The sequence below is a fragment of the Nocardiopsis sp. FIRDI 009 genome, assembly GCF_003386285.1.
In the GTDB taxonomy this organism is placed as follows: domain Bacteria; phylum Actinomycetota; class Actinomycetes; order Streptosporangiales; family Streptosporangiaceae; genus Nocardiopsis.
In genome coordinates this window covers 39,503-65,574 of the sequence record NZ_QPNC01000039.1, presented here as the reverse complement: position 1 = coordinate 65,574, position 26,072 = coordinate 39,503, and the positions used below count along the sequence as shown (strand labels likewise).

General features: G+C 71.9%; 22 protein-coding genes. 14 read left to right on the top strand and 8 right to left on the bottom strand.

Annotation, left to right across the window (positions count from 1 at the left end; translation table 11 throughout):
• Positions 1 to 302: 302 nt before the first annotated feature.
• Positions 303 to 1,886: a DEAD/DEAH box helicase gene (locus tag DVR05_RS25265; protein ID WP_116248420.1), complete on the top strand. Its 1,584-nt coding sequence runs from the start codon at positions 303 to 305 to the stop codon at positions 1,884 to 1,886.
• A 93-nt stretch (positions 1,887 to 1,979) separates the two neighbouring features.
• Here the strand turns inward: DVR05_RS25265 and DVR05_RS25260 are convergent, their stop codons facing one another.
• Positions 1,980 to 3,326, bottom strand: coding sequence for an MFS transporter (locus tag DVR05_RS25260; protein ID WP_157982546.1), 1,347 nt, complete (start codon positions 3,324 to 3,326; stop codon positions 1,980 to 1,982).
• A gap of 222 nt (positions 3,327 to 3,548) precedes the next feature.
• On the opposite strand from DVR05_RS25260, the gene DVR05_RS25255 reads away from it, so the two are divergent.
• The 4 genes from DVR05_RS25255 (at position 3,549) to DVR05_RS25240 (ending at position 8,593) form a co-directional block, all read left to right on the top strand.
• The gene (locus tag DVR05_RS25255) at positions 3,549 to 5,096 is read left to right on the top strand and encodes a sodium:alanine symporter family protein (protein ID WP_116248419.1); all 1,548 of its coding nucleotides are present in this window, start codon (positions 3,549 to 3,551) and stop codon (positions 5,094 to 5,096) included.
• A 119-nt stretch (positions 5,097 to 5,215) separates the two neighbouring features.
• The gene (locus DVR05_RS25250; protein ID WP_116248418.1) at positions 5,216 to 6,295 is read left to right on the top strand and encodes a permease; all 1,080 of its coding nucleotides are present in this window, start codon (positions 5,216 to 5,218) and stop codon (positions 6,293 to 6,295) included.
• Positions 6,292 to 7,068: a TIGR03943 family putative permease subunit gene (locus DVR05_RS25245; protein WP_116248417.1), complete on the top strand. Its 777-nt coding sequence runs from the start codon at positions 6,292 to 6,294 to the stop codon at positions 7,066 to 7,068. The genes DVR05_RS25250 and DVR05_RS25245 overlap by 4 nt, the downstream gene beginning before the upstream one ends.
• 109 nt (positions 7,069 to 7,177) lie before the next feature.
• Positions 7,178 to 8,593, top strand: coding sequence for a HAMP domain-containing sensor histidine kinase (locus DVR05_RS25240; protein WP_116248416.1), 1,416 nt, complete (start codon positions 7,178 to 7,180; stop codon positions 8,591 to 8,593).
• Between the two features lie 13 nt (positions 8,594 to 8,606).
• Here DVR05_RS25240 and DVR05_RS25235 read toward each other — a convergent pair whose 3' ends face one another.
• Together DVR05_RS25235 and DVR05_RS25230 are read right to left on the bottom strand one after the other, a co-directional pair.
• Positions 8,607 to 9,929, bottom strand: a complete 1,323-nt coding sequence (locus DVR05_RS25235) for an ABC transporter substrate-binding protein (RefSeq protein ID WP_116248415.1) — start codon at positions 9,927 to 9,929, stop codon at positions 8,607 to 8,609.
• Positions 9,930 to 10,254: 325 nt separating this feature from the next.
• Positions 10,255 to 11,073, bottom strand: coding sequence for a helix-turn-helix transcriptional regulator (locus tag DVR05_RS25230; protein WP_198659348.1), 819 nt, complete (start codon positions 11,071 to 11,073; stop codon positions 10,255 to 10,257).
• Positions 11,074 to 11,744: 671 nt separating this feature from the next.
• Here DVR05_RS25230 and DVR05_RS25225 point away from each other — a divergent pair.
• Together DVR05_RS25225 and DVR05_RS25220 are read left to right on the top strand one after the other, a co-directional pair.
• Complete coding sequence (locus DVR05_RS25225; RefSeq protein ID WP_116248414.1) at positions 11,745 to 12,329, top strand: hypothetical protein; 585 nt, start codon at positions 11,745 to 11,747, stop codon at positions 12,327 to 12,329.
• Positions 12,326 to 12,772, top strand: a complete 447-nt coding sequence (locus DVR05_RS25220) for a hypothetical protein (RefSeq protein WP_116248413.1) — start codon at positions 12,326 to 12,328, stop codon at positions 12,770 to 12,772. Before DVR05_RS25225 ends, DVR05_RS25220 begins: the two co-directional genes overlap by 4 nt.
• Before the next feature lie 5 nt (positions 12,773 to 12,777).
• Here DVR05_RS25220 and DVR05_RS25215 read toward each other — a convergent pair whose 3' ends face one another.
• On the bottom strand, positions 12,778 to 13,737 hold the full coding sequence (locus DVR05_RS25215) for a LysR family transcriptional regulator (RefSeq protein WP_116248412.1): 960 nt from the start codon (positions 13,735 to 13,737) through the stop codon (positions 12,778 to 12,780).
• A gap of 218 nt (positions 13,738 to 13,955) precedes the next feature.
• Here DVR05_RS25215 and DVR05_RS25210 point away from each other — a divergent pair, with 218 nt between their 5' ends.
• The gene (locus DVR05_RS25210) at positions 13,956 to 15,110 is read left to right on the top strand and encodes an acyl-CoA dehydrogenase family protein (protein ID WP_116248411.1); all 1,155 of its coding nucleotides are present in this window, start codon (positions 13,956 to 13,958) and stop codon (positions 15,108 to 15,110) included.
• A gap of 23 nt (positions 15,111 to 15,133) precedes the next feature.
• Here DVR05_RS25210 and DVR05_RS25205 read toward each other — a convergent pair whose 3' ends face one another.
• On the bottom strand, positions 15,134 to 15,910 hold the full coding sequence (locus DVR05_RS25205) for a 4'-phosphopantetheinyl transferase superfamily protein (RefSeq protein ID WP_116248410.1): 777 nt from the start codon (positions 15,908 to 15,910) through the stop codon (positions 15,134 to 15,136).
• A gap of 207 nt (positions 15,911 to 16,117) precedes the next feature.
• Here DVR05_RS25205 and DVR05_RS27810 point away from each other — a divergent pair, with 207 nt between their 5' ends.
• The 4 genes from DVR05_RS27810 to DVR05_RS25190 all read left to right on the top strand — a co-directional run bounded on the left by DVR05_RS27810 (position 16,118) and on the right by DVR05_RS25190 (position 18,470).
• A complete protein-coding gene (locus tag DVR05_RS27810) occupies positions 16,118 to 16,252 on the top strand; it encodes a hypothetical protein (protein WP_255423127.1) in 135 nt (44 codons plus the stop codon).
• A 55-nt stretch (positions 16,253 to 16,307) separates the two neighbouring features.
• Complete coding sequence (locus DVR05_RS25200; RefSeq protein ID WP_116248409.1) at positions 16,308 to 17,114, top strand: DeoR/GlpR family DNA-binding transcription regulator; 807 nt, start codon at positions 16,308 to 16,310, stop codon at positions 17,112 to 17,114.
• Positions 17,115 to 17,269: 155 nt separating this feature from the next.
• Positions 17,270 to 18,088, top strand: coding sequence for a polyprenol monophosphomannose synthase (locus DVR05_RS25195; RefSeq protein ID WP_116248408.1), 819 nt, complete (start codon positions 17,270 to 17,272; stop codon positions 18,086 to 18,088).
• Between the two features lie 85 nt (positions 18,089 to 18,173).
• On the top strand, positions 18,174 to 18,470 hold the full coding sequence (locus DVR05_RS25190) for a hypothetical protein (protein WP_116248407.1): 297 nt from the start codon (positions 18,174 to 18,176) through the stop codon (positions 18,468 to 18,470).
• Positions 18,471 to 18,543: 73 nt separating this feature from the next.
• Here the strand turns inward: DVR05_RS25190 and DVR05_RS25185 are convergent, their stop codons facing one another.
• From DVR05_RS25185 to DVR05_RS25175, 3 genes are all read right to left on the bottom strand, one after another.
• Entirely contained in the window at positions 18,544 to 20,160 is a 1,617-nt protein-coding gene (locus DVR05_RS25185) for an MFS transporter (RefSeq protein WP_304598603.1), read from the bottom strand.
• A gap of 99 nt (positions 20,161 to 20,259) precedes the next feature.
• On the bottom strand, positions 20,260 to 23,001 hold the full coding sequence (locus tag DVR05_RS25180; RefSeq protein ID WP_116248406.1) for an ABC transporter permease: 2,742 nt from the start codon (positions 22,999 to 23,001) through the stop codon (positions 20,260 to 20,262).
• A gap of 4 nt (positions 23,002 to 23,005) precedes the next feature.
• Complete coding sequence (locus tag DVR05_RS25175; RefSeq protein ID WP_116248405.1) at positions 23,006 to 23,770, bottom strand: ABC transporter ATP-binding protein; 765 nt, start codon at positions 23,768 to 23,770, stop codon at positions 23,006 to 23,008.
• Positions 23,771 to 24,124: 354 nt separating this feature from the next.
• Here DVR05_RS25175 and DVR05_RS25170 point away from each other — a divergent pair, with 354 nt between their 5' ends.
• Together DVR05_RS25170 and DVR05_RS25165 are read left to right on the top strand one after the other, a co-directional pair.
• A complete protein-coding gene (locus DVR05_RS25170; protein ID WP_116248404.1) occupies positions 24,125 to 25,378 on the top strand; it encodes a sensor histidine kinase in 1,254 nt (417 codons plus the stop codon).
• Positions 25,375 to 26,034 carry a response regulator transcription factor gene (locus DVR05_RS25165; RefSeq protein ID WP_116248403.1) on the top strand — a complete coding sequence of 220 codons (660 nt, stop codon included), beginning with the start codon at positions 25,375 to 25,377 and terminating at the stop codon, positions 26,032 to 26,034. The genes DVR05_RS25170 and DVR05_RS25165 overlap by 4 nt, the downstream gene beginning before the upstream one ends.
• Positions 26,035 to 26,072: the final 38 nt, after the last annotated feature.

Below are 26,072 nucleotides of genomic sequence, written 5' to 3'. Positions count from 1 at the left end.
AGACCTGGATCACCGGGGAAAACCACCCATCCCGTCCCCGATCCGCGGGGATCTCTAGTACGCTGCTGCAGGCGGTCATTCCATTGCCGCGCGCATCCGAGCGTGCCGGGCCGCACAAGACGCGGACAGCGTGTCGACGGCGTCGACGCCACTTCGACCCGAAGAGCCCAGGAGCCCCATCCGAACCGAGGCCCGCTTCCGCGTGTGATCAGGCGCGTTTGTGTGATTTCTTCGCTGGGTCCCCGAGGCCGTGTGGAGCCTTCCTCGAAACGCCGCCAAACGATGAGGAAGGTACACGTCACTTGACGGACACTGCCGTAGAGCCTGCCTTCGACGCCCTCGGGCTTCCCCAGGACATCGTCGACGAGCTGGCCAAGAACGGTGTGACCACCCCGTTCCCGATCCAGGCCGCCACCATCCCCGACGCCATCGACGGACGCGACGTCCTCGGTTGCGGCCGCACCGGCTCGGGCAAGACCCTGGCCTTCGGCCTGCCGGTCCTGATGCGCTGCTCCGAGCGTCGCGCCGCCTCCGCCCGTCCCCGGGCCCTGATCCTGGTGCCCACCCGCGAACTGGCCCACCAGGTGCGTGACGCACTGCGCGGCTACGCCCGCGTCCTGGGCGTGCGCGTCGGCGACGTCGTGGGCGGCAGCTCCTACACCCGCCAGATCAACGAACTCCGCCGCGGCGTCGACGTCCTCGTCGCCACCCCGGGCCGCCTCACCGACCTCATCGAGCAGGGCGCGTGCGACCTGGGCGACGTGGAGATCTCGGTGCTGGACGAGGCCGACCAGATGTGCGACATGGGATTCATGCCGCAGGTCAGCGAGCTGCTCGACCAGGTGCACCCGGACGGCCAGACCCTGCTGTTCTCCGCCACGCTCGACGGTGACGTCGACAAGCTCGTGCGCAAGTACATGGACAACCCGCGCACCCACTCGGTGGACCCGCCGGTCTCCCAGGTCACCACCATGGAGCACCACCTGCTCAAGGTGCTGCCGCGCGACAAGAACAAGATCGTCGCCCAGATCGCCGCCCGCGAGGGACGCACGATTCTGTTCGTGCGCAGCAAGTACCGCGCCGACACGATCAGCGAGCAGCTGGTCCAGGCCGGTGTGCCCTGCGCGTCCCTGCACGGCGGCAAGACCCAGAGCGTGCGCACCCGCACCCTGGCCAAGTTCCGTGAGGGCCGCATCCAGGCCCTGGTCGCCACCGACGTCGCCGCGCGCGGCATCCACGTCGACGGCATCGACCTGGTGGTCAACATCGACCTGCCCACCGGCCACAAGGACTACCTGCACCGCGGCGGCCGCACCGCCCGCGCGGGCTCCTCGGGCGCCGTGGTGTCCCTGGTGGCGCCCAACCAGCGCCGGATGGCCCGCCGCCTGCTCAACGACGCCGGTGTGGAGGCCAAGCAGCACCTGGTCAACCCCGGTGACGAGCTGCTCACCGAGGTGACCGGAGCCAAGGAGCCCAGCTGGGAGCCGTGGATCGAGCCGCCGGAGCCCGAGCGTCCGCGTCGCGGTCGCGGCGGCCCGCGCCGGGGCGGCCCCCGTGGCGGCGGTTTCCGAGGCGGCCCCCGCCGTGGCGGCGGTTACCGTGGCGAGCGTCGCGGTGAGGGCGGTGGTTTCCGCGACGGCGAGCGCCGCGGTTTCCGGGACGGCGAGCGCCGTTCCGAGCGCGGTGAGGGCGGCGGTTTCCGCGGCGACCGCTACGGCGACTCCGGCGAGCGCCGCGGCGGTCCCCGTGGCGGCTACCGGGGTGACCGTCCGCGTGGCGAGCGTCGCGGTGAGGGCGGTGGTTTCCGTGACGGCGAGCGCCGCGGCGGCTACCGGGGCAGGAACAACCGCCGTGACGACCGCTACGACGCGGCCTCGCGGTACTGATCAGCGCTGACGGGCGCGCCTGACGGCGGCGCCCGCGCACGCCTCGGGCTCGGGTCCGGCTTCGGCCGGGCCCGAGCCCCTTCGCGTCCGGGGTCAGCGGACGGTCGGCGAGGGAACGGCCTCACCCAGGTCGCGGCCGCGCGTCTCACGCGCCACCGCCACCGCCGCCAGCGTCACGGCGCACATGGCCGTGAGATACAGCGCCACCGGCAGCGAGCCGCCGAACGCGGCGAGCAGGGCGGTCGCGATCAGCGGAGCCAGGCCGCCGGCCACGATCGACGCGAGCTGGTAGCCGATGGAGGCGCCCGAGTAGCGCACCCGGGTGCTGAACAGCTCGGAGAAGAAGGCCGCCTGCGGGCCGTACATGGCGCCGTGGAAGACCAGGCCCACCGTGGCGGCCAGGGTCGCCGACCAGAAGGCGCCCACGTCGATGAGCGGGAAGAAGGCGAAGCCCCACAGGGCCATCCCGACCGCGCCGACCATGACGACCGGTCTGCGGCCGAGCCGGTCGGACAGCGCGCCCCAGGCGGGGATGGTCACCAGGTGGACCGCGGAGGCGACCAGGACCGCGTTGAGCACCTGCCCGTTGGACAGCTCCGCCTCCTGGGTGGCGTAGACGAGGATGAACGCGGTGACGATGTAGTACGACACGTTCTCCGCCATCCGCACTCCCATGGCGACGAGCGCCTCGCGCCAGTGGTCGCGCAGGACGCCGACGATGGGGGCGCGCTCCGGTGTCGGGGCGGCCTCGGCGCGTTCGCGGGCCTCGCGGAAGACCGGGGACTCGCTGACGGCGAGGCGGATCCACAGTCCGACGACCACCAGGATCCCGGACAGCAGGAACGGCACCCGCCAGCCCCAGTCGAGGAAGGTCTCGTCGGCCATCGTCACGGACAGGATCGCCAGCACGGCGGTGGCCAGCAGGTTGCCGCCCGGTGCCCCCGCCTGCGGCCAGGAGGCCCAGAAGCCGCGGTGTTCGGGACGCCCGTGTTCGGAGACGAGCAGGACCGCGCCGCCCCACTCACCGCCGAGGGAGAAGCCCTGGACGACGCGCAGGAGCGTCAGGAGCAGGGGCGCGGCCACGCCGATCGCCGCGTAGGTCGGCAGCAGACCGATGGCGAACGTCGACCCGCCCATCATCAGCAGGCTGATCACCAGAAGGCGTTTGCGGCCGATCCGGTCGCCGAAGTGTCCGAAGACCAGGCCGCCCAGCGGTCGGGCCACGAACCCCACCGAGTAGGTGGTGAACGCCAACATGGTGCCGACCAGAGGGTCGGACTCGGGGAAGAAGACCTGGTTGAAGACGAGTGCGGCGGCGGCGCCGTAGAGGAAGAAGTCGTACCACTCGATCGTCGTGCCGATGAGGCTGGCCGTCACCACGCGCAGGATGGATGTCCTGGGCTGATCCGGGGCGGGGGAGGAGGCGGTGTTCGGTTCCATGTGAGGAACGGTAGGGACCGGACGTGACCTGGGCCATATCCCCTTCCCCCACAGGTGGGGACGTCGTCATGTGGGACATCGGCATAGGGCGGGTGACGGGAGCGGGACGGTCCTTTGCCGGGATTTCGCGTGTCCCGCTGGCGTCGCGGCCGCACCCTCACGGACAGTGGCGGGACGGCCCCGGTCCGGACCGGGGCGACCGCGCCGCCGGGAGGGGAACGGGTGAACGTCCTGAACGACGCCATCGTCGCCGTCAACGACGTGTTCTGGAGCTGGATCGTCATCCCGCTCCTGATCATCTTGGCGGTCTACTTCACGCTGCGCTCGGGCATCGTCCAGCTCCGACTGCTGCCGGAGATGTTCCGGGTCATCCGCAGCAGCCCGGGCATCGCCCCCGACGGCAAGCGGGAGATCTCCTCCTTCCAGGCCTTCACGATCTCGGCGGCGTCGCGCGTGGGTACGGGCAACATCGTCGGTGTGGCCACCGCGATCGTCCTGGGCGGACCCGGCGCGGTGTTCTGGATGTGGTTGATGGCGACCGTGGTGGGCTCCGCCGCCTTCGTGGAGTCCACCCTGGCCCAGCTGTACAAGGTGCGGTCCGACACCGGGTTCCGCGGCGGGCCCGCGTACTACATGCTCCACGGGCTCGGCCAGCGGTGGATGGGCGTGCTCTTCGCCGTCGTCCTCATCATCACCTTCCCGTTGGTGTTCAACTCCGTTCAGGCCAACAGCATCTCCGGGGCGGTCTCCACCACGGTCACGGAGCTCGGTGGGCCGGACGGATGGGTGTTGGACGTCGTGGTCGGACTCGTCCTGGTCGGGCTCGTGGCCCTCGTCATCTTCGGCGGTGTGCGGCGCATCGCCCACGTCACCGAGGCGCTGGTCCCCGGCATGGCCCTGCTGTACCTCCTGCTCGGACTGGCCGTCGTCGCGCTCAACGTCGGCGAGCTGCCGCGGGTCATCGGTGACATCTTCGCCTCGGCGTTCGGCCTCCGCGAGTTCGTCGCGGGCGGGGTGGGCGCGGCGATCGTCCAGGGCATGCGACGGGGGATGTTCTCCAACGAGGCGGGTCTGGGCTCCGCCCCCAACGCGGGCGCCACCGCGTCGGTGTCGCACCCGGTCAAGCAGGGGCTGGTGCAGTGCCTGGGCGTCTACTTCGACACCCTCCTCATCTGCTCGGTGACCGCCTTCATCGTCCTGGTGCCCCAACCGGAGTACGGGGGCGCCGGGGGAGCCCAGGTCACCCAGACGGCGTTGGAGTCCAGTCTGGGCGGATGGGCGGTGCACGCGCTCACCGTCATCCTGTTCCTGCTCGCCTTCTCCTCCGTGCTGGGCAACTACTACTACGGCCAGACCAACATGAGGTTCCTCGACGCCGACCCGCACCACCTGACCTACTTCCGGGTGCTCGTCCTGGCGGCCGTGTTCGTCGGGAGCGTGGCTCCGCTGACCCTGGTGTGGAACCTCGCCGACGCCTTCATGGGGGTGATGGCGGTGGTCAACCTCGTCGCGCTGGTCCCGCTGTCGGGAGTCGCCTTCCGCCTGCTGGCGGACTACGGCCGCCAGTACCGCAACGGCCTGGACCCGCAGTTCACCCTGGCCAAGATGCCCGACCTGAGGAACGTGGAGTGCTGGGGGGAGCCCTCGGGAGCGCTGCCTGAGGACGTGGTCCGGGAACACGGGGTCACACTGGGCGACCCGGTGGTGCGGACCGGGGACCAGGGCCGGCCCGAGGACGGCGACGGGGAGGGCGCCGGAGGCGGGCGCTGAGGCGGGCGGCCCCGGGCGGACGGCACGCGTCGTCCACAGGTCGCCGCCGCCCGACGCGAACGAAAACGGTTCTCGGTTACCATGCCTGAAGATCCCACCCGACCACCCGGAGTAGCACCGTGCCCGACCGGACCCCGACCTCCTCGTCGGACTCCACCCCGCACGCCTCCCTCGGCGACTCCCTCGCCACGGGGTGGGACGAGCGCGGGGACGAACTGCCGCCCCCGGACTGGGGGCGCCGCGCCGGAGCGCGCAGGACGGGGACCGTCTGGCTGTTCGCCCTGTTCATCACCGCGATGGCGGGGGCGCACGCCTGGCTGTCCGACCGGCTGACCAGTGAGGCGTTCCTCGCCTGGGCCACCGTCTTCACGGCGATCAGCTTCCAGGCCCTGCCCTTCCTGGTGTTCGGCGTAGCCCTGTCCGCGGCGCTCACCGCGTTCGTCCCGGCCTCGCTCTACCAGCGGTTCTTCCCCTCCAGGCCCGGCGCGGCGGTGCCGGTCGCCGGACTGTCCGGCGCGCTCCTGCCGGGGTGCGAGTGCGCCTCGGTGCCGATCGCCGGAAGCCTGGTCAAGCGGGGGGTCGCCCCGGCGGCGGCGCTCACCTTCCTGCTGGCCGCGCCCGCCATCAACCCCGTCGTCATGATCGCCACCGCGGTGGCCTTCGCCGGGCGGCCCGAGATGGTGCTGGCCCGGTTCGCGGCGTCGCTGCTGGCGTCGGTGGTCATCGGCTGGATCTGGGTGCGGTTCGGCCGGGCGGACTGGCTGCGGCTGCCCGCCCCGACCCACGCCGAGGGCACGGCCCGGTGGTTGGTCTTCCGCGACTCGATGCTGCACGACATGATGCACGCGGGCGGCTACCTCGTGGTCGGCGCGCTGGCGGCGGCGAGCCTCAACATCCTCGTCCCGCGTGAGTGGCTGCTGTCGGTGGCCGAGGCCCCCGTGGTCTCCGTCCTCGTCATGGCGGCACTGGCGATCCTGCTGTCCATCTGCTCGGAGGCCGACGCGTTCGTCGCGCTCAGCTTCACCGACTTCTCACCCACCGCCAAGCTCGCGTTCATGGTGGTCGGCCCGATGGTGGACCTCAAACTCGTCGCGATGCAGGCGGCGGTGTTCGGCTGGCGGTTCGCCGTCCGCTTCGCTCCGCTGTGCCTGGTGGTCGGACTGCTCAGCACGTTCGTGATCGGAGGGCTCCTGCTGTGAACCGCATCGCCCAGGGACTGACCCTCGTGCTGCTGGGAGCGGCGGCACTGACCAGTACGGTCCCCACGAACATGTACCTCAACTGGGTCAAGCCGGGGTTCGGCCCCTTCCTGATCGCGGCCGGGGCGATCACGGTGGTCCTCGGCGCCGCGGTGGTGGCGGCAGAGATCCGCGACGGGAACCGCGCCGAGGACGACGGCGCGGACAACTCGGCGTGCGCCACGGCCGGCGGCGACGGGCACGCCGGCCACGACCACGCGCGGGCGCCGCGCGTGGCCTGGCTGCTCCTCGTCCCGGTCGTGGCGGTCTTCGTCGTGGCCCCGCCCGCTCTGGGCTCCTACACCGTCGAGCGGAGCGAGCCCGCCAGCGCACCGCCGGAGGGTCCGCCCTCCGGCCGGTTCGACGACGGACTGGACGACGCGGCGCCGGGCGAGGTCGTGCGTATGGACATCCGCCAGTTCGTCATGCGGGCCTGGGTGGACGAGGAGCGCGCGCTGGCCGGACGAGAGGTCGAGCTGACCGGGTTCGCCGTACCCAACGACGAGGGCGAGGGATGGTATCTGGCCCGGCTCCAGATGGCCTGCTGCGCGGCCGACGCCATCGTCAACCGGGTGCTCGTCACCGGGGTTCCCGAGCCGGAGGCCGACACGTGGTGGACGGTGCGGGGCACGTGGGTCGAACCCGAGGGCGAACTGGTCGACGTCAGTGAGCACCGGTTCCAGGCCCTGGAGTGGGAGGCCGTGGACAACCCGCCGGACCCCTACGAGGCGTAGCGTCCGCCCCTGGGGACGGCCACCCCGGGAGTCCGGGCGTGGACAGTTCCGGATCGCCACACCGGACACCTTCCGACACTTGTACGTCACTTTGAGCAACAATGGCCGGGTGTCAGATTGGGTCGGCAGAGCCAGAGCGGCGTGGCGTCGGGTGCGTCCGAGGTCGATCCGTGCCCGAGTGACCCTGTGGGCCGTCGCGGTGCTCATCCTGGTCATCGGGCTGTGGTCGCTGGCGACCGCCATCGCGGTCCGTGAACTGGTCCTGGACCGGGACCGCGACCAGGCGGCGCGGTCCGCCCACATGGTCATGGACGACATCGGCACCGGCCGGTACGAGGGCCTGATCCCCGCCGAGTCACCCGTCCTGTGGCTCCAGGTCATCGACCGGGACACGGGTGAGGTGGTCGCGTCCAGCGCCGAGTTGCACGGTGACCCCCCGATCGTCGAACCGGCTGCCTTCTCCGACGGCGTCCGGTTCGACACCACCGTCTGCGGGCCCGAGGCCGGTCTCGGGCCCGGCGAATGCCTGCTCGTGGTCGGCTACGAGGCCCGCGGGACGGCCTACGGGGACGTCTGGGTCCTGGCCGCGACGCCCCGGCCCACACTGCTGGAGACCAGCACGCCGGAGGTCGTGATGGGCGGCATGTCGGGGCTGCTGCTCGGCGTGACCGCCGTCGTCACCTGGTACGGGGTCGGTCGGGCACTGCGTCCGGTGGAGCGGATCAGCGCCGAACTGGACCGCCTGTCGGCCAGCAACCTCGACCGCAGGCTTCCCGTGCCCAGGAGCCAGGACGAGATCGCCCACCTGGCGCGTACCGCCAACGCCAGCCTCGAACGGCTCGCGGAGGCCGTGGCCAAGCAGCGCCGGTTCGTCTCCGACGCCTCCCACGAACTGCGCAACCCCATCGCCGGGATGCGGACACGGATCGAGGTCGAACTCTCCGACCCGGATCCCGATCCCCACGAGCGCGAACTCCTGTTGACCGCCCTGCTCGCCGACACCGAGCGGCTGGAGAACATCGTCGCCGACCTGCTGGAGCTGGCGCGCCTGGACACCGGGGCGACGGCCGACAGCGAACGGGTGGACCTGTCCTCACTGGTGGCCGAGGAACTCACCGGGAGACGGAACGGTCCCATGATCCAGGTGCACTCGGCCGGTCCCGTGTGGGTGCTCGTCAACCGGCTGCGCGTGGCCCGTGTGCTGACCAACCTGGTCGCCAACGCCGAGCGGCACGCCCGGTCACGGATCGACGTCACCGTCGACCGCGAGGGGGAGACGGCCGTGCTCCGGGTCCACGACGACGGCGCCGGAGTGCCGGAGCGCGACCGGGAGCGCGTCTTCGAGCGCTTCGCCCGCCTCCGGGAGTCCCGGGAGCGCGACCCCGGCGGGAGCGGTCTGGGGCTGCCCATCTCCCGGGAGATCGCCGAGGACTACGGCGGGACGCTCACGGTCGGGGAGAGCGAGCGGCTCGGCGGCGCCGTGTTCACCCTCAGGCTTCCCGCCGAGCCGGGCCGACTGGCCTGAGCCCGCGGCGGTCCTACCCGGTGGTGTCGCCGTCGGAGAGCACGACCTCGTCGGGTGCGGGTCGCTCCAACTCGAACTCGACGATCTCGCCGCCACCGCCGTCGGTGGTCCTGGGCTCCTGGAGGATCTCGATCCCGCCGCCGGCGTGGTGCTGGACGACCATCACCCCGGTGTAGCCGCTGTGGTCGTCCTCGCTCGCGGCGAAGGGGACCAGCCCCGGCCCCCTCCACTCGTGGGAGTTCAGGGTGTCCAGGAGCGCCTCGCGGTTCAGGTCCGGGCCCACCTCCATGAGCACCTGGGCGAACAGCGTCGCCTGCGCCATGCCGTAGATCGTGGTGTCGGTGAAGGGGGTGCCCTCGTTGTACCGCTCGTGGATGTCCCGGTAGAACGCGGTCCACGGGTCGTCGGTCTGGGACGCCATGGGCAGGAACGCGGTCATGATCAGTCCGTCCAGGAAGGCCTCGGGCGGGATGTCCTCAGCGGGAGTGCCCTCGGCGAACTCCTCGATCAGGCCGGTGACGATCCGCACGTCGGCGCCGAAGCTGGGCGCCACCCACTGGGGCTCGTAGCCGATCGCGGCCGCCTCCATGACGGCCAGTCCCAGGTAGGAGGGGATGCAGTAGCACACGGCGACCTCGGCGCCGGACTCCTTCATCGCCGAGATCTGCCCGGAGAGCTCGGGCACCCCGGGGTCGTAGGACTCCCAGGCCACGATCTCCTCGGACAGGTACTGCTCGATCCCGGCGTGCGAGGCGGGGCCCACGTCGTCGTTCTGGTAGAGGAGCGCGACGTCCTCACCGGCGAAGTTCTCGGCGATGAACTGGCCCTGGACCTTGGCCTCCCGGGTGTAGTCCACCTGGAAGCCGTAGCTGTAGGGGTACTCCTCGGGCTGGTCCCAGGCCAGGGCGCCGGAGGAGACGAACAGGTCCGGCACCCCCTGCTCGTTCAGCTCGTCGATGACCGACTCGTGGGTGGGGGTGCCCAGGCCGCCGAGCATCGCGAAGATCTCGTGGTCCTCCAGGAGGGTGCGGGTGACCTCCTGGGTGTGGGCCGGGTCGAAGCCGTCGTCCTGGACCCGGTACTCGATACGGCGCCCGTGGACGCCGCCGTTGTCGTTGATGTAGTCGAACACGGCACGGGCTCCGCTGGACACGTGGCGGAACCCGGGGGCGGCCGCGCCGGTGAGCGGCTGGTGCGTACCGATGACGACGGCGTCGTCGGTCACGCCCTGGGTGAGGTCCGTGTCGTCGTCGCCCTCGCCCGTCCGCTCGAAAGAGCAGGAGGTCGCCAGCATCGCGACGGCCAGGGCCGCTGCGAGGGAACTCAGTGGTCGCATGGTGGTGTGTCCTGTGGGTCCGTGGTGTGTCTCGGCGGGGATGGGCCCGTGTTCGGGGAAGGCTCGGCTCCGGGGCGGCGTGAGGTGCTACCCACGGTAGGTTACTCGCGAGTAAACACCATACGGGTGTCGAACGCCACTGCGGACTCGGGGGCGCGGATCCGCTCGGGAGGTACCGCCCGGCGGTCCCGGTCGGGTGGTGGTCGTTCGGCTCCCCGGATGGGGTCCTCGTGCACTGACACGGGTCCTGGACTCGTGGGGGCGCGGTACGCGGCGTCGGGGCGCCCGTACGGCGGAGTCCACCGTGCCTTCCGGGGGCGTGGGGTCAGCCGCAGGCCAGTGCCGGGGGGTGTTCGGGGCGGCGTTCGACCGGGCGGGGGAGGGTGTCGGCGAGGGTGATCGCGATGGGGGTGTCGGTGGGGGCGAGCCGTCGCATCGGGATCCGGGTGCGGGAGTCGGCTCCCGCGTGGACGGTGACCCGGGTGGGGCAGGAGCCGACGAAGACGTTCTCCCGGGGCTGTGGCGTGCCCTCGGGCATGGCGATGGCGATGACCGTCCAGTCACCAGGGGGGATGCCCGTGAGGGTGAACTCCGTGCGCCCGAGCGCGGGGAGGGCCAGGTGCACGACCGGGGCCTGTTGCGGAATGCGCTCCTGGTACGCGCCGACCAGCACGGTCGTGTCCGGGTGGGTCCGGGGGAGTTCGATGACCCCGCTCAGCCTTCCCCCGCTGTGTCGGTGTCCCACGCGCCGCCGACCGACCCTGTTCAACTCCCGCCGGGACGGTATGCGGTTGAAGCCTCCGGACGCGGCCACGAGCAGTCGCTCGACCTCGGGATGCCGGTACTGGCGCGGAGACATGCCCACGGCACGGGTGAATCGGCTCGTGAAGGTCCCCACGCTGTTGTATCCGACGCTGTGGACGATGTCGCAGACGGTCATGGGCGAGGCGATGAGCCGTTTCTTGGCCTCGAACATGCGGACCGCGGTGAGGTACTTGCCCGGGGGGACACCGACCTCCTGCGCGAAGACCCTGGACAGGTGGAAGGGGCTGACGAAGACTTCGGCGGCGATATCAGCCAGGGTGATCGGCTCGGAATAGCGTGTGTGTATGGAGGAGACGGCCTGACGAACCGATTCTCGCACTCTCTCTCCTACGTGGTTCTGAACCAGCATGGCGATCACTGGGCGGGGAGGTTCGCCGTGGGGGGAGGCGGCCTGGCTCTCATCGCTCCATCCTGGCCACGGTCCCTTCGGTGAACCTCTTCCACGTTGCTCTTTTCCGTACTCCGGATTCCCCTTCCTTCCCGGACGGGGCGCTCCTCGTCCGAGGGATCCGGATACCGCACACCGCCGGGTACACCTGTGCGTTCCGCGCTCATCCCACGAGGCCCTCCTACGTCACAGCGGTTCGCGATACACACATCCCCACCGGCGCGTATTCTCCGCGCGGACACTGTGACACCGACGTGTGACCGACCAGAAACCCTGTGTCGTCGTTTCGACATCCGCCGAAACGGTCATCGGACGTCAACCGACCGATCGCCTCCGCGCCAATCGGGGCGCCGCGCAATGTGCCAGGGGAATCGGCGGTTCGACGAACCTGTCGTGAGGTCGGCAACCCTTCGGGCGATAACCCGAATAGCGAGATCATGCGGCGCTTTCCCGTGCGCGCCGACCCGTATTCCGCGAAGCAATGCGGAAGAGGACACGACGTCGGGTTCGACCGACGATGGGGATGGCGTCGTGACCCTTTCGAACGCGGCACCGTACGAACGAGGGAGCGGGCATCCGATGACGAGCACGGGGAGCGGTCGATGACCCTGGTACGGAGCACCTACCGGGTATGCCGGGACGGAGTCGACGTGATCAACACCCGCGGCCACCGCGCGGGACTGCGGATCTTCATGGTGGTCGTCCTCGCGCACTGGGCCGAACACCTGGCCCAGGCCGCGCAGATCTACGCACTGGACTGGCCGGTGGCCGAGGCCCGGGGGGTGCTCGGCATCCCCTTCCCGTGGCTGGTCACCTCCGAGTGGCTGCACTACGGCTACGCACTGGTGATGCTCGCGGGGCTGTTCCTCCTGCTCCCGGGCTTCACGGGGCGCTCCCGGACGTGGTGGTGGATCTCCCTCGGCATCCAGCTCTGGCACCACTTCGAACACCTGCTGCTGCTGATCCAGGCCCTCGTCGGGGCCAACATCGCCGGACAGGACGCTCCGACCAGCCTCGTCCAGCTGGTCATTCCGCGCGTGGAGCTGCACCTGCTGTACAACTCCCTCGTCTTCGCGCCGATGGTGGTCGCCCTGTACCTGCACGCGCGGCCCCGGCCCCAGGACCGGGACGCGATGGTGTGCGACTGCGTCGACGACGAGGAGGAGACGTCGGAGGTCGCCGCGTGACCCGCCGCCGGGCGACACGGCGTCGGGTGGGCGCCTTCCCGGTCGTGGTCCTGCTGCTCGGACTGCTCCTGGTCTACCTGGGCGGGGGCAACGTGGACCGGAGCGTCCGCGCGCTGCGCGCCGACGGAGAGCCGGGCCTGTTCACCGCGGCCGCGCAGGACTGTGTGAGCCACTTCGGCCACGTGTCCTGTACCTGCTACGGCGACTACCGGTCCGACGACGGTTCCGTGGAGCGCGAGTGGGTCTACCTCTCGGGTGGAGACTTCGCCTGCGAGGAGGGCGCGGTGTCGGCCGCCGTGGACATCGGCGCGAACACGCGTGTCTACCACCCCGACGGGTCCCACGAGTGGATCGCCACCGCGGCGCTGATCCTGGGCGGGCTGGCGATGGCGACGTGGTCCGCCCTGCCGTGGGTGCGTGCCGTCGTCCGTTCGCGCGGCTGAGCGGGTCAGTCGCCGAGGGGGTCGCCCGCAGGTTCCCGTCCGGTGGCCCGCCGCCGGACGGGCGCCACCGCCCGGGGGGACCGGTCCAGCAGTTCGCGCGCGGCCCGGGCGACGCGGTCCGAGGCCTGGTGTACGGGGCTGTCGCGGCGCCAGACCAGCAGGTGGCGCAGTTGGATCGGTGACCCGGCCAGGGGACGGATCACGACGCCTCCGGAGGTGTCGAAGTCGGACTGGCAGGGGGCCACCGCCCGGTGGGCCGCGATGAGGTCGTGGATCTCGGAGCGGTCGTAGAGCCGGAAGGGCACCTGCGGGGTGAACCCCGCTCGCTGACAGGCCAGGTAGAAGCACTCCGGCCAGCCGGAGCCGTCCGGCGGGGTGAGCGCCCAGGGCGAGTCGGCCAGATCGGCCAGGCGCACCAGTGGCCGGTCCGCCTGGGGGTGGTCCTCCCACAGGGCCACGTGCAGCGGTTCGACGGCGAGCATGGCCCAGCTGAGCGGGCCGTCGGTGGGCAGGTCGCGGTCCACGTAGTCGACGGTGGTGCCCATGTCCAGCCGCCCGGCGCGCACCAGGTCCGTGACCAGCTTGGGGGAGTACTCGGTGCGCACGTGGACGGGGACGTCGGGGAAGACCTCGGGCAGTCGCGAGGACAGCTCCAGCGCCAACGGCCCCACCCCGCCGATTCTGAGCGTGGTCGGAGAGGAGCGGCGCGCGGTGATGTCGTTCAGCAAATCGTCCATGGACAGCAGGACGGAGCGCGCTCGGACCAGGACGAACTCGCCCAGCTCGGTCGGGCTGACACCGGACCGGCCCCGGTGGAAGAGCGGACCGCCGACCTCGCGCTCGATGCGTTGCAGCTGGGTGGTCAGGGCGGGCTGCGACGTCGACAGGGCCGCGGCGGCCCGGGTCACACTGCCGGTGTCGGCCAGGAGGCAGAGGGTGCGCAGGTGGCGGAGTTCGAGGTCCATGCGTGGAATGTAGGCCGCTCGGGGGCTTCGTGTACAGACGGGTGTTCGCGGGTCGTCGTCCCGTACACGCCGTCAACCCGATCGCGCTCGGGCTTGCGCGCCGTCCACCCCCGAGCGTCGCTGTGATCGATCTTGTGGGGTAGGGTGCCGTTCGTCACCATATAGTTGGACGACCTACTAAATGGGCCGTGGGTCGCCGCAACCGTGGGAGAGGCTTCATGGCGGTCGAACGCACACTGCACACACCCGAGGCGGAACAACTCCTGGAACTGACCCGGGAGATCGTGGACAAGGAGCTGCTCCCGCGCGCCGCCGAGGACGAGGAGAACGCCGCCTTCCCCCGCGACGTCTTCCGCACGCTCGGCGCCGCCGGACTGCTCGGCCTGCCCTACCCCGGCGAGTACGGCGGCGGCGACCAGCCCTACGAGGTCTACCTCCAGGTCGTCGAGGAACTCGCCCGCGGCTGGCTCGCGGTCGGCCTGGGCGTGAGCGTCCACACCCTGTCCTGCTACCCCGTGGCCGCCTTCGGCACCGACGAGCAGAAGGCCGCCCACCTGTCCGACATGGTCGGCGGCGACCTCCTCGGCGCCTACTGCCTGTCCGAGACCGGCTCCGGCTCCGACGCCGCCGCCCTCACCACCCGCGCCGAACCCGTCGAGGGCGGCTACCGCGTCAACGGCGCCAAGGCGTGGATCACCCACGGCGGCCGGGCCGACTACTACACCCTCTTCGCCCGCACCGGCGCCCCCGACTCCGGCGCGCGCGGCATCAGCTGCTTCCACGTCCCGGCCGACACCCCCGGGCTGGGCGCGGCGGCCCCCGAACGCAAGATGGGCATGTCCTCCTCACCCACCGCCGGGGTGCTCTTCGAGGACGTCGAACTCGGCGCGGACGCCCTCATCGGCGAGCGGGACCGGGGCTTCGGCATCGCCCTGGCGGCCCTGGACTCCGGTCGGCTCGGCATCGCGGCCTGCGCGGTCGGCCTCGCCCAGGCGGCGTTGGACGCGGCGCTGGCCTACTCCCGCGAACGCCGCCAGTTCGGCACGGCCATCGGCGACTTCCAGGGCGTGGGCTTCATGCTCGCCGACATGGCGACCCAGGTCGCCGCGGCCCGCGAGCTGTACCTGTCCGCGGCCCGGCTCCGCGACGCGGGCCGCCCCTTCGGAACCCGGGCGGCGATGGCCAAGCTCATGGCCACCGACACCGCGATGCGGGTCACCACCGACGCCGTCCAGGTCCTCGGCGGATACGGCTACACCCGCGACTTCCCCGTCGAGCGCTACATGCGCGAGGCCAAGGTCCTCCAGATCGTCGAGGGCACCAACCAGATCCAGCGCGTCGTGATCAGCCGGGACCTCGCCCGCGGCGTCTGACACCGCCGCGGGAGCGCCGCGCCTCAGGAGCGCAGGAGCGCGGCGGTGTCGGTGCGCGAACGGATCCGCAGGCGCACGGGGCGGTCGGTGAGCACGGCCAGCGCGGACCGGTAGTCGGGGCCCCGGTCCAGGTCGGTCAGCCAGGCCGCCTCCGGGGCGCCCCCGCCCGTCCAGGACTCCAACCGGGCCTCGGCGTGCGGCGGAGTGACCGCCACCCGCCGCAGTCCGCCCGACAGCCCCAGCCCGGTCGCCTTGAGCAGCGCCTCCTTACGGGCCCAGTAACCGAAGAACGCGCCCGTCCGCTCCTGCGGCGGCAGGGCGTCCCACACCGACCGCTCCGTGTCGGCCAGCGTGTACCCCACCAGCCCGTCCAGGTCGCGCGCCGCCGACACCCGTTCGACGTCCACACCGACCGGTACGCCTTCGGCCACCGCCAGCGCCACCCACTCGCCGGAGTGGCTCACCGACACCTCCCAGCCACGCGCGGGCCCGGAGGGGACGGGCTTGCCGTGGGGATCCCGCCCGCCCGGGTCCGCGCCCGTGCGCTCCTTCTCCTCGCACGACCGGCAGACCAGGTCGAAGGTCACCTTCTCGGGCGGGCACGACACCAGTTCGGCCAGGGCCAGCCGGGCCATCGCCCGGCCGAGCAGGTGGCGGTCGCGGTCGGCCTGGTGCCGGAAGCGGGTGTTGCGGGCGAGCTCCCGTTCGTCCAGCAGACGCAGGAGCCGGTCGGCCGCCAGGGACGTGTGCGCCCACCACACCGTGGACGTCAGGGGGCTGAGGGTGGAACCGAGGGTCATACGTCCATTGTCACCGTTGCCCCGGATCTCAGCGAATCCCGGCGTCCCGGTCCGAGTCCGAAGGTCACCCGTCGCGGAGGGGCAGGGGCCCGCCGACGGGCCGCACAACAGTCGGCGGCTCGACCTTCCCCCCACCGGCCGGTGTGAGTGCGACCGAAACCGGGAATCGGTTACCCGACAGGTCAGCCCGCCCCCTGGGAGGCCCGAATGTCGGTCGTGCTGCTGTTCGGAACGGGAGCGATCATCGGACTCGTGTTCCTGTCCGCGGTCCTCGTGCTCACCCTCCTCTCGGACGGGTCCGGTGCGGAGACTCCCCCCTCGCGCGACAGATCCGTACTCTAGGGACACGCGGGACCGATCCCGTGCGGACCGAGCGGTACGGGAAGGGGTCGTGTCCATGGCCGAGGAGAGTCGTCCGGTGTTCGCCGCCGAACGCAGGGACCGCATCCTCGAACTCGTCCGCGCCCACGGCACCCTGTCCCTGCGTGACATCGCGGCCAAGGTCGGCGCCTCCGAGGTCACCGTCCGCCGCGACGTCCGCGCGCTGGAGGCCGAGGGGCTGGTCGACCGAAGACGCGGCGGGGCGGCCCTGCCGGGCAGGATCGGCCACGAACAGAGCTACTCCGGCCGCAGCGGACAGTGCGCCGCGGAGAAGGCGGCCATCGCCTCCTCCGCCGCGCGGCTGGTCCGCCCGGGGGAGGCGATCGCCGTCGGCCCCGGTACCACGACCGAGGCACTGGCCCGGGAACTGCTCTCCCACACCGAACTGACCGTCGTCACCAACTCCCTGCGCGTGGCCGAGGCCCTGGCGAACGCCGCCGGGGTCGAGGTGGTGGTGACCGGGGGAACCCTGCACGGCCCGATCCGCGCGCTCGTCGGCGCCGCCGCCGAACGGAGCCTGGTCGGACTCCGCGTCACCCGGGCCTTCCTGTCGGGCAACGGGGTCAGCGCCGACCGCGGACTGAGTACCCCCAACCCGGCCGTGGCCACCGTGGACCGGGCCCTGTCGGCGTGCGCGGAGGAGACGGTCGTCCTGGCCGACCACACCAAGGTCGGCGCCGACAGCATGGTGCCCACCGTCGCCCCGGAGGAGATCGCCCACCTGGTGACCGACAGCAGCGCCGACCCGGAGGTGCTCATGACCCTGGAGGAGACCGGCGCCCTCGTCCACGTGGCCGTGGTCGCCCAGGAACGGGGGGAGTGACCGCCGGGGAACGGGGGGTGTCCGCTCCGGGCGCGAAGAACACGTACCCTACCGTTCACACACGCTTGTGCCGTTGGCCCCTATGCGTGATCCTGGGCCACACCCCGCTCGCCAACCGCCCCCATACCGCCGTCCACACGCAGGAGCCGCCGCACATGCACTCCCAGCCGACACCTCCAGAGCCCGCAGGGGCCGCCCCGGTCCGCGTCACGCCCGCCCCCGTCGCCCTGCCCGACCCCTGGTCGGCGGCGCGTCTGACCGTGGTCGTCCCCACCTACAACGAGGCGACCAACCTCCCGGTGCTCGTCGGCCAACTGATGGCGCTCGGCCTGCCGAGGCTGGGCGTCGTGGTCGTGGACGACAACTCCCCGGACGGTACCGGTGAGGTCGCCGACAAGCTCTCCGTCGAGCACGGCGGCCGGGTCGCGGTCGTGCACCGCACCCGCAAGGAGGGGCTCGGGCGCGCCTACGTGGCGGGCATGACCCGCGCCCTCGACGACGGCGCCGACTACGTGGTGCAGATGGACGCCGACCTCAGCCACCCCGCGGGCTACGTGCCCCAACTGCTCGGCACCCTGCTGTCCACCAACGCCGACGTCGTGATCGGCAGCCGGTACGTGCCCGGAGGCAGCCTCTCCGAGAACTGGGGGATCCGCCGCCGCCTGCTCAGCGGCTGGGCCAACGCCTACGTCAAGGCCGTGCTGTCCATGCCGGTCCGCGACGTCACCGCGGGCTTCAAGATCTGGCGGGCCGAGGCCCTGCGCGTGCTCGACCTGCCCAGCATCCAGAGCACCGGGTACGCGTTCCAGATCGAGATGCACTACCGCGCCTTCCGACGCGGCCGGAAGATGATGGAGATCCCCATCCACTTCGAGGACCGCGTCGTCGGGGAGAGCAAACTGGACGGCGCCGTCGCCCTGGAGGCGGCCCTGCGTCCGCTGCGCCTGCGCCGGGCCGAACGCCCGCGCCGCTGAGCCCGCGGCGGTCCCCTGGGCCGGTTCCTTCCCTTGTCCGCCCTGACCTGCGATCATCAGGGACAACGGGGAAGGAGGCGCCACCGTGAGCGAACTACCCTACGACGTCGACAACGACCTGGGGGACGACCCCCAGGAGACCGAGATCGCCGAGTGCGAGCGCGTGATCGACCCCGACTTCAACATCCTCGGCTACGACTTCGTGGACGACGACAGCCGGGGGGAGTGGGGGATCACCCAGGAGGTGCGCGCCGAACGGCGGCCGATCATCCCCCACCAGCGGTGGGGCACACAGCGCAGCGCTGAGGAGGACGCGGTGAGCGTGGTGTCGGAGACGGACATCTCCGCCGAACCCGACGCCGCGCCGGAATCCGACATGTGACTCCCGTCCACCGGTGGCGACCACCCGAGTGGACGGACCATCCGGACAGCAGGAGGGCGACGATCCGTCCGGGTCACGTCGAGCCCTCCGGACCCCTCTCGTGCGCCTCGCCCGCGCTCGACCCCGGGCACACCCGCAACGGCGGCCCCGACACCCCGCAGAACCGCGTCGGCCTCTCCGGGCGGACGGGACGCACCTCGGGCGCCTCCTCCCCGACCACCACCTCCTCTTCCTTCTCGGCGGCGGGCGTCTCGACGGGACCGGGCATCCGGCCACGCGGCAGCGCGGCGGCGCACAGGGCGGCCAGGACGTACGTCCCCGCCAGCACCAGCATCGCCGGACCGAACCCCCGGGCGATCGCCTCCGCCGCCGCGCCGGGCGCCGCGGCCTCCCCGCCCGCGCCACTGATCCCGACCACCGCCGGAACCGCGGCCACCCCGATCAGCTGCGCCCCCCGGGCGAAGGTGTTGTTCACCCCCGAGGCCAGCCCCGCGTGCCGCTCGGGGGCCGACGCCAGCACGGTCGCGGTCAACGGCGCCACCGCCGCCGACAACCCCAGCGCGACCAGCAGGACCCCCGGCAGCACCCCGCTCACGTAGGGGTCGCCGGCGTCCAACCGGGACAGCAGCACGAACCCGCCCGCCAGCAGCAGCGGACCGACGACCAACTGCGGGCGCGGCCCGATCCGGGCCGCCAACCGCCCCGAACGCGCGGACAGCACCAGCATGAGCGCGGTGATCGGCAGTGAGGCCGCACCCGCCGCGATCGGGGAGTAGCCGCCGACCTCCTGGAGGTAGATCACCAGCAGGAAGAAGAGCGGGCCGAGCGAACCGTAGATGAGGACGGTGGCCACGTTGGTCACGGAGAACGTGGGTGAGGAGAAGATCCCCAGCGGCAGCATCGGCGCGGCGCTCGCCCGCTCCACCAGGACGAACACGACCAGGGCCGTCACCCCGGTCACCGCACCGACCCACACGGAGGGGGTCCCGCCCACCGCGCCCCACTGGATGAGCGCGTAGGTGGTCCCGCCCAGCGCCGCGACCCCCAAAAGCGCGCCCGGAAGGTCCAGCCGCCGACCGGCCGACTCGTCCCGCGACTCCGGCACCCGCCACCAGGCGATCGCCAGGACCAGCACGGCCAGCGGCAGGTTGATGAGGAAGATCAGCCGCCAGTCGCCGACCTGCACCAACCAGCCGCCCACGAACGGCCCCACCGCCGCGGCCACACCGGTCAGCCCCGACCACGCGCCGATCGCCCGTGCCCGGTCCTCCTCCCGGAAGCCCGCCTGGAGGATCGCCAGGCTGCCCGGGGTCAGCAGCGCACCGCCGACCCCCTGCACCACGCGGCCCGCCACCAGCCACCCCAGCGTCGGCGCGAACACGCACAGCGCCGAGGCCAGCGCGAACACCGCCACGCCCACCATGAACAGCCGGACCCGGCCGAACCGGTCGGCCAGGGAACCGCTGAGCAGGATGAGCGCGGACAGCGTCACCATGTATCCGTTGACGATCCACTGCAGACCGGACATACCGGTGTCGAGATCGTCCCGGATGGCGGGTAGGGCCACCGTCACCACCGTCGAGTCCAGGAACGCCATCCCCGAACCGAGCACCGTGGCCGCCAGCGTCCAGCGCGCGGCGGGGGTCCCCCACGCCACCGCGCCCGCCGCGACCGGGATCGAAGCACGCACAGCACACCTCCGGGGTACAACTTATGCGGCGCGGTCCCCACCGGAGTGGGGGCCGCGCCGCGTGTCACGGGCCCGTCGGGGCAGAAACGCCCGGGGGCGTCACTCGCTGGCCAGCGCCCCGGTGATCGAGGTGCCCGCCGCCCGGCGACCCGGCAGGATCGAGGCGAGCAGCCCGGCCAGGACGGCGACCGCGATGAACACCGCGATCTGGCCGGCCGGAAGGCTGAACACCATGCCCGGCAGCACCGAGTCGGCGGCGGCCCAGCCGAACACCACGCCCAGCACGATGCCGATCCCCGCGCCGATCAGGCACAGCAGCACGGCCTCCACGCTGAGCATCCGGCGCAGCTGGCCCCGGGCCAGACCCAGCGCCCGCAGCATCGCGGACTCGCGGGTGCGCTCCAGCACCGACAGCGCCATCGTGTTGGAGATACCGAACACCGCGATGATGATCGCCAGGCCCAGCATCGCCGCGATGGTGTAGAAGGCGATGTCCATCATGTCCGAGAACTGTTCCTTGATCTCGGCCACGGACATGACCTGGAGCGTCGGGTCGTCCTCGACCGAGGCGTAGACCGCCTCGCGCAGTTCGGCCGGGTCGGCGTCCCGCTCCCCGCGGATGAGCAGGGCCTCGTCCTGGGTCGCCTCGGGGAAGAGGGTGGCGAGGTCGTCCGCGTGGACGTAACCGCTCCAGGCCCCCACACTGGCCTCGACGATCGCCGCGACCTCCAGGTCGAGGTCAGCGTCCTCACTGCTCAGGGTGTAGGTGTCACCCACGCTCAGGCTGTCGTCGACACCCTCCGCCAGCGCGATCCGGCCCGGTCCCACGTCGGACAGGTCGCCCTCGACGGTGTCCACGGTCAGGTCGGTGCCCATCTCCGCGTTGGTGTAGGCCACCAGACTCATGTACCCGCCGTCCTCGGTCACCAGGGAGCCGCTGCGCTGCCCGAAGACCCCGGCGATGGTCGGCTCGTCCGCCAGGTCGCGGCGGACCTCCTCGGGGACGAAGCCGAACTCGGGCGTACCGGCGTCGGCGGTCGTCCCGCCTTCGGCGTCGGCTCCCTCCTCAGGAGCGCCCCCGGTGCCCTCGGCGGGTGCCGTGCTCGGCTCGGCGCCCGGCTCCGCGGAACCCTCGGCGGTCTCGGCGCCCTCGGCGGTTCCGTCGGCGGGGGCGTCCTCGGCGGCCGCCTCCGCATCCGAGGCGTCCCCGGTACCCGCGGGCTCCTCCATGGCGAACTGCGGGTTGATCTGGTAGTCGACGGGGAACTGCTCGTCCAGCATCCGGGTCAGGGTCGACTCGGTGGAGGCGCTGACGACGGAGTAGCCGGTGATGAGCGTGGCGCCCACGGTCAGGGCGATCATCGCGGTGGCGGCGCGGCGCGGGCTGCGGACGGAGTTGTCCACGGCCAGCATGCTCGCCACACCGACCCTGCGCAGCGGGGCGCCGACCAGGCGCACGATGCCGCGCACCAGCAGCGGGCCCAGGACCACGACGCCGACGAACGCGACCAGGGCGGCGGCGGTGACGACGATCGGACCCGCCTGGGTGGGGCCGGAGACCTGGGTCAGGGCGACCATCGCTCCGGAGACGGCGAAGGTCAGCAGACCGAACACGACGCGGATCCAGCCGGTGCCCTTCTCGATACCGGAGGCGGTGGCGCTGGTGCGCAGCGCCGCCAGCGGGGCCACCCGGGTGGCGCGCAGTGCCGGGATCATCGCGGAGAAGACGGTGACGATCGTGCCGACACCCAGCCCGACCAGGATCGCGACCGGGGTGATGATCACGGGGACACCACCGTCGGCACCCATCGCCGGGGCCGCGAAGGACGCACCGGCGAAGCCGATACCCACACCCGCCAGGACGCCCAGGGCGGAGGCGACCAGGCCCACGACCACGGACTCCAGCAGCACCGACCGGAAGACCTGCGAGCGCTTGGCGCCCACGCACCGCAGCAGGGCCAGTTCGCGCTGGCGCTGGGCGATGAGGATGGCGAAGGTGTTGTAGATGACGATCCCGGCGACGAACATCGCGATGAACGCGAACAGCAGCAGCGCGATGCGGAACATCTCGGTCTCGGCGCCGACGCCCTCGGCCATCTCCAGACCGTACTCCTCGCCGGTCATGACCTCGGCTGAGGCGCCCAGCACGTCGCCGACCGCGTCGGCGGCCTGCTCGTCGGTGAAGCCCTCGGCGGCGATCGCGTCGATCTCGGCGTAGCCGGTCGCCCCGGTCATCTCCTCGATCGTGTCGGGGGCGAAGACCACGGCGCCGGTCATGCTGTACTCCGGGTCGACACCGAAGTTGACCAGGCCGGTGACGGTGAACTCCCGCCTCTCCTGGTCGGGGTCGAGCACGGTCACGGTGTCCCCGACACCGAACCCCGACTGCTCGGCGGTGGAGGTGGCCAGGGCGATCTCGTCATCGGCCGAGGGCAGCTCGCCCTGGGCCGCGTCGAACCGGCTGGCGCCCTCGACGGAGACGGCGGAGGGCGGCGTGAAGCCGAACGCCCGGCCGTCGGCGTCCAGCAGGACGGCCTGGCCGCGGACCAGACCGTCGGCCTCGGCGACCTCGGGCAGGGCGCGGATGTCGGCCAGTTGCTCCTCGGTCAGCGGCTCGAGCGCGACGTACTCGCCGTCCTCGCCCGGCTCCGGCTCGGCCGGTTCGGCGATGGCGTCGACGGTGGTGGCGGAGCCCATCACGGACTCCTCGTAGTTGGCCTTCAGGGTGTCGGCGAACACCATGGTCCCGGAGACGAACATGACGCCGAGCAGGATCGCCAGAACGGTCGTCACGTAGCGGGACTTGTGCAGCCGCAGCCCCGCGAGTGTGGTGCGCAGCATGCGGTCAGGCCTCCAGCTTCAGCAGCCGGGCGGAGACCAGCTCGGGGTTGGGGTCGGTGACCTCGTCGACCAGCCGACCGTCGCGCAGGAAGACGACGCGGTCGGCGTAGGAGGCGGCCACGGGGTCATGGGTGACCATGACGATGGTCTGGTCCAGGTCCTTGGCCGAGTCGCGCAGGAACGCCAGGACCTCCGCGCCCGAACGCGAGTCCAGGTTGCCGGTGGGCTCGTCGGCGTAGACCACCTCGGGCGCGTTGAGCAGGGCGCGGGCCACGGCCACGCGCTGCTGCTGGCCGCCGGAGAGCTTGGTGGGCAGGTGGTCGAGGCGGTCGCGCAGGCCCACGACGTCGATGATGTGGTCGAACCGCTGCTGGTCGATCCTGCGCTTGGCGATCTGCGACGGCAGCAGGATGTTCTGCTCGGCGGTGAGCATCGGCAGCAGGTTGAACGACTGGAAGATGAACCCGATCCGGTCGCGGCGCAGCAGGGTCAGTTCGCTGTCGCGCAGGCCGGTGATCTGGGTGCGGCCCAGGTGCACGGTGCCGGAGGTGGGCACGTCCAGGCCAGCCAGGCAGTGCATCAGGGTGGACTTACCCGAGCCGGAGGGGCCCATGATCGCGGTGAACGCGCCCCGGTGGAAGTCCACGTCCACCCCGGCGAGGGCGTGGACCTGGCTGCCCCCGGTGTCGTAGGTCTTGGTGAGCCCCCGGGCGACCACCACCGGCGGGGCGGTGGCCGAGGGGACGGGCTGGACTGAGGACGCGGTCACGGCAGACAACTCCAGTGGTGACGGTGCGGACACGTGTCACCGGGCGGCTCGGAGGTCGCCTCCGGTCCCGCCCGGTGTGGTCTCCACGCTAGGGGCGCCGTGGTGTCCGGTTCCTCCCCCTGCGGGCTGAACCGCACCCCGGCCAAAGGGACGACGCGGACCCGGGTTCACGACTCCAACGTCGGGGGTCGGTACCGACTTTCGTCGGGGGTCCCGGTGGCGGGAACGGGCGGGCGGGGCGCGCGGAACCATGCGTCACCAGGGAGAACGGGGCGGTACCGACGATCGGCCGCCAGGCGCACCGGTGTCGGCGGACGGCGGGGCCGAGCCGGGCCCGACCGTAGAATCCGGCGCATGAGGGAGCAGAACACGAGGGTATCCCGTGGACCGACGGGCTGGTGGCGGCGGGGAGAGCGGTGGTGGTGGGACCGCCGCCTGCGCTTCGCCGACTGGTTCTACGCCGTCGGGTCGTTCCCGATGGTCGCCTTCGTCCAGATCGTGCCGGAGATCGGGCTGCTGCGGGGGGTCATCGACCCGCTCTTCCAGCGGACCGACGAGCTGCTCCCGCTCACGGTCCTGGGCGTCGTCTTCTACCTGGTCCCGGCCGGACTGGTCTCCCTGGCCGTCCTGTTCCGGCGCTCCCGCCCGCACTGGCTGCTGGTCCTGGCGTTCGCGCTCCTGCTGCTCTTCGGCAACATGCTCCCGGCCGGGTTCGCCCTCTACTCCTACGCGGTGCACTTCGACCGCCGCCGGATCCTGGCCGGATGGTTCGGGGTCCAGGCCCTGGCCCTGTACGTCGCCCTGGACGTGAACCTGCTCGTCTACGTCTTCAACTTCGGCCTGTTCCTCGTGGTCCCGACGACCCTCGGCCTGTGGGTCGGGACCCGGCGCCAGCTCATCGACCGCCTCCAGGAACGGGCCGAGCGCCTCGAACGCGAACAGCACCTCATGGCCGAGCACGCCATCACCGCCGAGCGCACCCGGATCGCCCGGGAGATGCACGACGTCGTGGCGCACCGGGTGAGCCTCATGGTCCTGCACGCGGGCGGCCTGGAGGTCTCCGCGCAGGACCCGCGCACGGCCGAGGCCGCCGGGCTGATCCGGACCACCGGCCGCGAGGCCCTGGCCGAACTGAGGGGCATCCTCGGGGTCCTGCGGGAGGAGGACGGGGGCACCGCGCCCACCGCGCCCCAACCCGGCCTGTCCGACCTGGAGTGGCTGGTGGGCCAGTGGCGGGACGCGGGCATGGTGGTGGACCGCGTCGACTCCGAGCCGCTCGGTGACCTGCCCCCCACGGTCCAGCGCACCGCCTTCCGGGTGGTCCAGGAGGGGCTGACCAACGCCGCCAAGCACGCGCGGGGCGCCCGGGTGACCCTGGAGCTGCGCCGGAGGGGTGACGTCCTACAGGTGGAGGTGGCCAACGGGCCCGCCACCGTCGCGGTCACGCCTCCGCCGAGCAGCGGGTACGGTCTTGCGGGTATCCGTGAGCGCGTCGCCCTGGCGGGCGGCTCGCTCACGGCCGGGCCCCGGTTCGACGGGGGATGGCGGTTGAGCGTCGTCCTTCCCGTCAGCGGGGGACACGAGGCGGAGGGGAGTGGTCGACGGTGATCCGCACCGTCCTCGTCGACGACGAGAACCTGGTCCGGTCCGGACTGCGGATGATCCTGGAGTCGGCGCCCGACATCGAGGTGGTCGGGGAGGGCGGAGACGGTGACGAGGCGGTCCGGCTGGCCCGGGAGCTGTCGCCCGACGTGGTCCTGCTCGACATCCGCATGCCGGGCACCGACGGGCTCACCGCCGCCGCGCGCCTGACCGCGCTGCCCGACGCGCCGCGCGTGGTCCTGCTGACCACCTTCGACCTGGACGAGTACGTGCACCGGGCGCTGCGCACCGGCGCCGTGGGGTTCCTGCTCAAGGACACCCCGCCGCGCGACCTCATCGCCGCCGTGCGCACGGTGCACGAGGGCAACGCCATGCTCGCGCCGAGCGTGACCAAGCGCATGCTCGAACGGTTCGCCGAGCCCGATCCCTCCGGCACCTCCACCGGGCGCGAGGAGGCCGAACGCCGGTTGTCGGTGCTCAGCGAACGCGAACGGGCGGTGCTGGTCGCCGTCGCCCAGGGCAAGTCCAACGCCGAGGCCGGGCGCGCGCTGGGGATGCGGGAGGCCACGGTCAAGGCGCACGTCAGCCGGATCCTGGCCAAGCTGGGGATGTCCAACCGGGTGCAGGCGGCCATCCTGGCCCACGACGCCGGGTGGGCCTGAGGCCCGGAGCGCGGTCCGGGCGGCGTCCGCGCACCTCG